6 protein-coding genes are annotated in these 6877 nt (G+C 74.3%); all 6 read left to right on the top strand.

Annotated features, from left to right (window positions below; genetic code table 11):
• Positions 1-639 (top strand): hypothetical protein (locus tag ACFUUZ_RS31355; protein WP_378702612.1); only part of this gene is annotated, 639 nt, incomplete at its 5' end.
• A 3-nt stretch (positions 640-642) separates the two neighbouring features.
• Complete coding sequence (locus tag ACFUUZ_RS31350; RefSeq protein WP_378702610.1) at positions 643-2802, top strand: hypothetical protein; 2160 nt, start codon at positions 643-645, stop codon at positions 2800-2802.
• Positions 2803-2834: 32 nt separating this feature from the next.
• Positions 2835-3335, top strand: a complete 501-nt coding sequence (locus ACFUUZ_RS31345) for a hypothetical protein (protein WP_378702608.1) — start codon at positions 2835-2837, stop codon at positions 3333-3335.
• Positions 3336-3338: 3 nt separating this feature from the next.
• Complete coding sequence (locus tag ACFUUZ_RS31340; RefSeq protein WP_378702606.1) at positions 3339-3839, top strand: hypothetical protein; 501 nt, start codon at positions 3339-3341, stop codon at positions 3837-3839.
• Position 3840: 1 nt separating this feature from the next.
• The gene (locus tag ACFUUZ_RS31335) at positions 3841-5907 is read left to right on the top strand and encodes a hypothetical protein (protein ID WP_378702604.1); all 2067 of its coding nucleotides are present in this window, start codon (positions 3841-3843) and stop codon (positions 5905-5907) included.
• Positions 5904-6830: a hypothetical protein gene (locus ACFUUZ_RS31330; RefSeq protein WP_378702602.1), complete on the top strand. Its 927-nt coding sequence runs from the start codon at positions 5904-5906 to the stop codon at positions 6828-6830. The genes ACFUUZ_RS31335 and ACFUUZ_RS31330 overlap by 4 nt, the downstream gene beginning before the upstream one ends.
• Positions 6831-6877: the final 47 nt, after the last annotated feature.

Raw genomic sequence — 6877 nt, 5'->3', positions numbered from 1 at the left:
GCTTCGCGGCTGATCCGCAAGTACACCGAGCTGGGGATGCTGTCGCGCCAGCGGGTGACCCCGGTGCCGGGCCCGTCGTGGGTGTTCCCGACCCGGGCCGCGGTGGAGGCGCTGACCGGGCGGGCGGCGCGGGCGTGGTTGCCGACGCCGAAGATGGCCGGCCACACCCGCGCGGTGCTGGAGCTGCGCCTGGTGCTGGTCGGGCTGGATTTGGACCGCTGGATCTCGGAGCGGTCGATGCGCGCCGAGCAGGCCCCGACCAAGGCCGGGGTGGACCGGCCCCACATCCACGACGGCCGCTACCTCACCAACGCCGGTGAGTGGTGGGCGGTCGAGGTCGAGCTGACCCGCAAGAACCTCGCCGCGGCGCGCTCGGCCCTGGCCGCGTCGGTCCAGGCCGCGCGCCACGGCGGGTGCGCCGGGCTCGCCTTTTACTGCCGCAGCGACGCGGTGAAGAGCGTCACCCGCGAGGCCGCCGCGTCCCTCGATCTTTCCGAGGGCCCGCGGGTGGTGCTGCGCGACTTCGACGAGGTGCTGTCCTCGTCGGCCCCGCGACCCGGGCTCCGGGTGATCGAGGGCGGGGCCTCTGATCACGAAATCCCCCAGGTCACAGACCCGAACGAAGGAAAGGCGGGCTGACCCGTGTGCACTCCGATCCTCACCACCAACGACTGCAACCCCTACGCCCCGACCCCGTCACCGGCCGCGGGCCCGGCGATCGAGACCGCGCAGCTGCCGCTGGTGCCCACCGTGCCCGAGCAGACCGCGGTGCCGGCGCCGCAACCGGGCGTGCAGGTCGATCCGACGATGCCCCCGGTCGGGCTCCGCCAGGACCCGCTCGGCTGGCTGCCGGACTTCTCCGCCTGGACCTGGGCCGGGGTCGCCGACACCGGGCTGCTCGCGGCCGCGGTCGTGGTCTCGGTGCTGGTGATGGTGCTGGCCATCCTGGTCCCGGCCACCATGCTCGCCTGGCGCCCCGCCCGGCTGCGGAACTGGCTGTTCGCCAGCATCGTGGCGATGCCGGGCGCGGCGGCGTTGTTCGCGTGGGACGCCTTCGAGCCGATCCAGGACTTCACCGCGGCCGCCGCCGACTTCCTGGCCGGGCAGTACGTGGCCGGGGTGTTCGGGATGTCGGTGCTGCTGGTTCCGGCCGCGTGGCTGACCGCGACGCTGGTGTTCACCCGCCAGCGGGTGCAGCTGGCCACGGTCGGGCTCGGGTCTCCGGCGCGCACCGAGCGGGCCCTGCACGCCCAGGCCCAGCGCGAGCAGCGCGCCGCCGCCCGGCTCTCGCGGCGCCGTCTACCGTTCACCACCGGGGGCCGGAACCCGGAGCCGGTGATCGGCCGCCTGGCCGTCGAGCACGACCAGGCCCCGCCCTCGTCGGTGCTACGCCAGCTCGGCAAGCGCACCGAAACCCGGCTGATCCTGCCGCTGATCAACCTGGCCGAGCACATGTCGACCGTCGCGAGCTCGGGCTCGGGCAAGACGACGTTGATGTTGCGGGTGCTGGTGGCCTGGTACGTCGCGACCTGGATGCGGCACCGGCAGTGGTGGCGGCTCAACGGCCGCCCGGGGCGCCCGCTGGCGATCATCGTGGACTGCAACGGCGGCCCGGAGTCCCGCAAGGTCGCCGCCCGGGTGAGCAAGTGGTTCACCGCGCTCGGTGTCCGTGAGGACCGGATCGGGATCTTCCCGGACACCACCGACCTGGCGCTGTGGGATGGCACCAGCCGCGACGACCTGCGCTCGATCCTCTCGGCCATGGTCTCCGGCGGCAGCACGCCGACGACCGACACCGAGAAGTACTTCCACGAGATCCGCGAGACGCTGATCCACCTCGTGGTCGACGTCCCGGAGCGGGTCGAGCGGATCAACGGGGTCGCGACCCCGATCGGGGAGAACCCGCCGCGCAGCTGGCTGGAGTTCCTGTCCCGGTTCGACGTCGACAAGCTGTCCAAGCTCTGGGGCGGCAACGCGGGGGAGAAGAAGTGGACCGGGGTCATGGGCATCGACCTGGAGATCAAGTCCACGATGGCGGGCGATCAGCCGGTGCTCAACTCCGCGCGCGCGGAGTTCGCCAACCTCTACCGCTCGCTCGGTGATGCCTTCGACGGCACGAAGTCGCTGACCGACTTCGACGTGCTCTACATCGTGCTGGAGGGCGTGAAGACCCCGGACCGGGCCCGCGCCCAGTTCGGCGCCCTGGGGACGATGTTCGAGCAGCTCGCCGACAAGCAGCACGGCCGCACCTCGCTGATGGTCGTGGACGAGTTCTCCGCGGTGTCGGACGGCAAGACCCGCGCGGTGAAGTGGGTCGAGCGGCTCCGGAAGGCCGGGATCGGCACCTGGTGGATCGCGCAGTCCTGGCAGGGACTCGGGCACGACGACGACAACCGCGCCGCCCTGGTCGCCGCGGCGTCGGGCGGCAGCCTGATCGGGCGCACAACCAGCCCGGAGACCATCGCTCAGATCTACGGCACCCGGCCCAAGTTCGAGTTCAGTCGCAAGCTCATCGCGGGGAACAAGGACGGCGACGAGGGCAACGTCCAGTCCGGCGACCAGTTCCTGCTGCCCCCGAACCGGCTGCGCGCCATGCAGAAGGGCGACGTGGTCATGGTGGCCGGCGGCCGCGCCCGCTTCGGCCGTGTCTCCCCGCTCAACGACGACGAGCTCAAGCGGATCCGCCCGCTGCCCGGGCTCGGCGACTTCCACGACCCCACCGCCACCGGCGCCGCCGCCGGTGAGCCCGAGGCCTCGGGCGCGACGGTGATCGACCTGTCCGGCCGCCGCCGCCAGGCCTGAATCCGCAACCCGTAGAGAGAGGTTCATCCATCATGTCCAACCCGAATCCGGTCGATCCGGAGGACTTCGGCGAGGAGCTGGGCGGGCGCAACGCCGCCGAGCAGGCCCACCAGGACGACGTGCTCGACGCCCTGAGCGCCGACATGGCCGGCACCCCGGCCGCCGCGCTGGCCGCCCAGCTCGTGCCCGTGGTCCAGGACGGCGGCGCGCTCGGCCAGACGGTCGGCCCGCACCTGGCCCGCGTGTCCAAGGCCCGCGACACCGCGGGCATCTGGGGCCCGGCCGTCGCCGCGACCGGCGCCGCCGGGGTGGCGGTGGCGGTGCTGCCGCTGCCCGGCCCGCTCGCCCTCTACGTCCTGGCCCTGGCCGCCTTCGCCTGGTGGCACTGCGCCGGACGGCCCGGCCCGAGCGAGGCGGTGCGGATGCTCGCCTACTCCACCGCCGACGCCGCCGCCTGGATCCGCCGCCACATCGAGCACCTGGCCCACCGGCGCTCCCAGCGCCGCACCAACCCCGAGAAGAAGGAGAAGTAACCCATGTCCACCACCGAAGCCGTCCACGAGCTCGCGGCGGTGCCGCAGCTGCCCAAGGCCGCGGCCTTCTGGTCGCTGCCCGCCGACCGGTTCCACAAGGCGCTGCTGACCACCATCGGCACCGGCGCGGCCAGCAGCCCGCACATCGGGCAGCTGTCCCGCCTGGCCCTGTACCTGGTGCTGGAGGCCCCGGCCGGGCCGCCGTCGAGCTCCACCGAGTTCATGGCCCGCCTGGACGTGAACGTCCTGGCCCGCGCCTGGTCCGGCGAGGCCGGTGCCGAGCGCTGGACCGGGGTGCAGGGCGCCGATCTGTTGATCGCGGCTGCCGCGCCCGTGCTCGGCAGCCTGGTCGCCCAGTGCCACAACGCGTTCCGGAGCTGGGCCACCGATCCCCGCACCCTGCGCTGGGCCGCCACCGCCGCCGGGATCGACCTGGTCCCCGGATCGGCGGGGTACTGGGACATCCCCTCGCTGCCGCTGCCCACCACCGAGAAGGAGAACTGACATGTCCGATCGAGCGACCGAGGACGAGATCATGGACGAGGCCAAGCGATTCGGCCACGCCCTGGCCGCCGCCGCGCAACGGCACGCCGTGGCCACCACCTGGCTGGAGAAGCGGCTGGCCCGCAAGCAGGTCTCGCGGCTCATGCGCGCCCAGCACCGCGACGAGCAGCGCACCCGCGCCGCCCGGCGCAAGTTCGCCACCGAGTCGGTGGACCGCTACCGGCAGCACTCCCTCGGCGTCGCCGAGCGCGCGGCCGATCCGCGCACCGGCGCCGAGCAGCGGACCCGGGACCTGGCCGCGCTGGGGCACCACCGCCGCGAGCTGCAGCAGTGGCTCCTCACCGAGCCGCACCTGACCGAGACCCAGCGCGGGATCGCCCTCGACGGCGTCGAGGCGGTCACCGAGTTCCCGCAGTTCAAGCTCGGGAACAGCTACGCCCCCGGGCGGCGGATCACCGGCATGGACGCGCTGCGCTACCGCGCCCACGTCGCCCGCGTGCGCGCCGAGCACGGCATCGGCCGTTTCCAGCGCGGCACCGCCGCCACCGACCGCGCCAGGGTGACCGCCGCGGCGACCGGCGGCGCTGCCCGGGGGCCCGCGACCGAGCAGTCCCGCACCGCGGCCGCCGCGGCTCTCGGGGGCCCGGTCTCGGCGTCCGGAGCCAACAGCTCGCCGCCGCAGACCCCCGCTACTCCGACGGCGACGGATCGGCCGATTCCGGCGGCGCCGGGCCCGCAGCAGCTGGGGCTGCTGCAGCAGGAGTGGGTGCACAAGCTGCGCGCGGCTCAGCTGGCCTGGAACGCTCAGGCCCCGAGCGCGCGGGACGGCTACACGCTGCGCATCCTCGATGACCGGCGCCAGGACGCGGCCCGCCAGGCGGCCGATGCCGGGGTGAGTTCGGAACGGATCGCCCACGAGCTGGAGTACGCGGCCGAGAACTCCCGCTACACCTCCACGCTGACGTCGAGCAGCGAGCACGGCTCCTACACCACCCGGGGTTTGCACGCGACCGAGCAGGAGGCGGCCGCGTGGGTCAACCGGGTAGCCGTCGAAAGCCGCTGGAAGGACGGGGTGACGCTGCGGGCCAGCGTGAGCGAGCGCGGCGGTGACCGGCCGCTGCGCCACACCCGCGGCAGCGTGAACCAGGTCCGGGCCCGCACCACCAGCTGGACCACCCGCACGCCCGAGCGCGGCCAGCAGCGCACCACCACCACCACCAGCACCGGGGCCGGGGACGTGGACGGGGCCGAGCTGCAGGAGCTGCGGACCCGGCACCGGCTCTCGATCGAGCACAACGCGGATCTGGCCGAGCAGAACGCCCGGCTGACCCGCCAGCTCACCGCGGTCACCGCCGACCGCGACCAGCTCGCCGCTGCGGTGGCCGATCGCGGCACCGAGCGGCGGCCGGCCACGGAGCGGCCGAGCACGGAGCGGCCGAGGACCGGGCGGGTCCGTCGCAGCGGGCCGCGTCCGGCCCGGCACGCGCAGACCGAGCGGGAGTTCGTGGCCATGACCCGGCGCAATGCCGCCGAGGCCGAGCCGCAGACCGCGCAGGCCGAGCGGGCGCGGAGCTGGGCGCTGTCGGCGACGGATGAGGAGCTGATGGCGTGGGGCCGCGGCAACGGGATGCTGAACACCCCGGGTCCGCGCACCGTCGGCATGAACCGCGACGCCCGGAAGACCCGCGTGGCCGGCGGTGACACCGGACAGGCCGCGGGCGAGCAGGAGTCCGCCGCGGTGCGGGACCGGGTCGCCACCGACCCGGTCTACCGGCCCGGCCCCGCGCAGCCGGACCCCGAGCTCGCCGAGCTGCGTGCCGACCGCGACCGGCTGCGCGGCGAGCGCGACGAGGCGGTGGCCAAGCTGGCCCGCCACACCGCTCCGGAGCAGCGGTTCGGCAGCCCCGAGCGCCAGGCCCAGGCCGCGCGCGACGCCGCCACCGGCCAGGCCGGGGCGCCGGAGTCCGGTACGGACCGGGATCTGCCGGACTCGGCGCTGGCCGAATACCAGCCGAGCAGCATCGCCGAGATGGCGCGCGGGCACCAGCGGAACGGAATGGCCCGATGACCGCGCTCCACGAACTCCGCGACGAGGTCGAGCAGGCCCAGTTCGGCTACTACGCCGCCCGGATCAGCGACGAGATCGAGGCCCGGTGGCGCGCGGACTACGCCACCGCGGTGCACCTGCGGTTCCGCGCCGGAGACGCCTGGAGCACCGGCGAGGCGCGACGGCTGCGGACCGAGGCCGACCTGGTCGCGCAGCGGTGGACCGACGAGCCGGACATACGGGCCCGCTGGGAGCAGCTGGACGCGATGCGCGCCGAGCTGCCCGAGCTGTTCGTCCACGCCCCGACCCACCCGGATCTGCCGATCGAGGCACGGCCGGCGTCGATGGACGAGCTGTCGTGGCGCAGCCAGATGCAGGCCCTGCAGCTGGAAGGGCTCGGCGCCTGGCCGGACCCGGCCAGCGACCGGGTCAACCCGCACAACGGGCGGACCACCTTCGAGCCGCTGTCGTGGGATCGGTCGGATCCGACGAACCCGAACCACCACACCGGCGCGGCCAGCCACGGCGAACGGGTGATGCGCGCGGACTTCGCCCGCTTCCACCAGATGCGGGAGCAGGTCCGCACCGAGGCGGGCGATGACGAGCAGCTCCAGGACGCCGAGGACATGAGCACCCGGATCGGGCTGCGCTGGTCCCTGCGCGGCGACGAGCTCGGCGAGGAGTTCCGGGCGATGTCGGGGCAGGTCATCGAGCGCCGCGGCGAGCCCGATTGGGCCGCGGTCGCCGCGGCCGAGCTCCGGGCCGATCCGAGCGTGCCGGAGATCAAGGTCCGCAGCGCCGAGCAGGTCACCGAACTGCTCGACCACGACCGCGCCCGCGACCGCGAGCGTTCGGCTGGCGCTTCCTCCGCGCTGGCCGACTACCAGCCGACGAGCGTGGCCGAGGCCGCGCAGCACGGTACCGGGCGGGCCCGCGCCCGCTGACGAGGAAGACGTCCGTGCCGAGCGCTCCACCGCTCGGCACGGACCGG

The organism is Nocardia sp. NPDC057353 (assembly GCF_042667085.1).
GTDB lineage: Bacteria > Actinomycetota > Actinomycetes > Mycobacteriales > Mycobacteriaceae > Nocardia.
The sequence above is the reverse complement of the archived record's forward strand: the minus strand, read 5'-3'. Positions and strand labels throughout refer to the sequence as shown.

What these genes read in the sequence shown, in the direction of transcription:
- ACFUUZ_RS31345 (WP_378702608.1), top strand. Translation starts at nt 2,835, where the DNA reads ATGTCCAACCCGAATCCGGTCGATCCGGAGGACTTCGGCGAGGAGCTG.
- ACFUUZ_RS31340 (WP_378702606.1), top strand. Translation starts at nt 3,339, where the DNA reads ATGTCCACCACCGAAGCCGTCCACGAGCTCGCGGCGGTGCCGCAGCTG.
- ACFUUZ_RS31335 (WP_378702604.1), top strand. Translation starts at nt 3,841, where the DNA reads ATGTCCGATCGAGCGACCGAGGACGAGATCATGGACGAGGCCAAGCGA.
- ACFUUZ_RS31330 (WP_378702602.1), top strand. Translation starts at nt 5,904, where the DNA reads ATGACCGCGCTCCACGAACTCCGCGACGAGGTCGAGCAGGCCCAGTTC.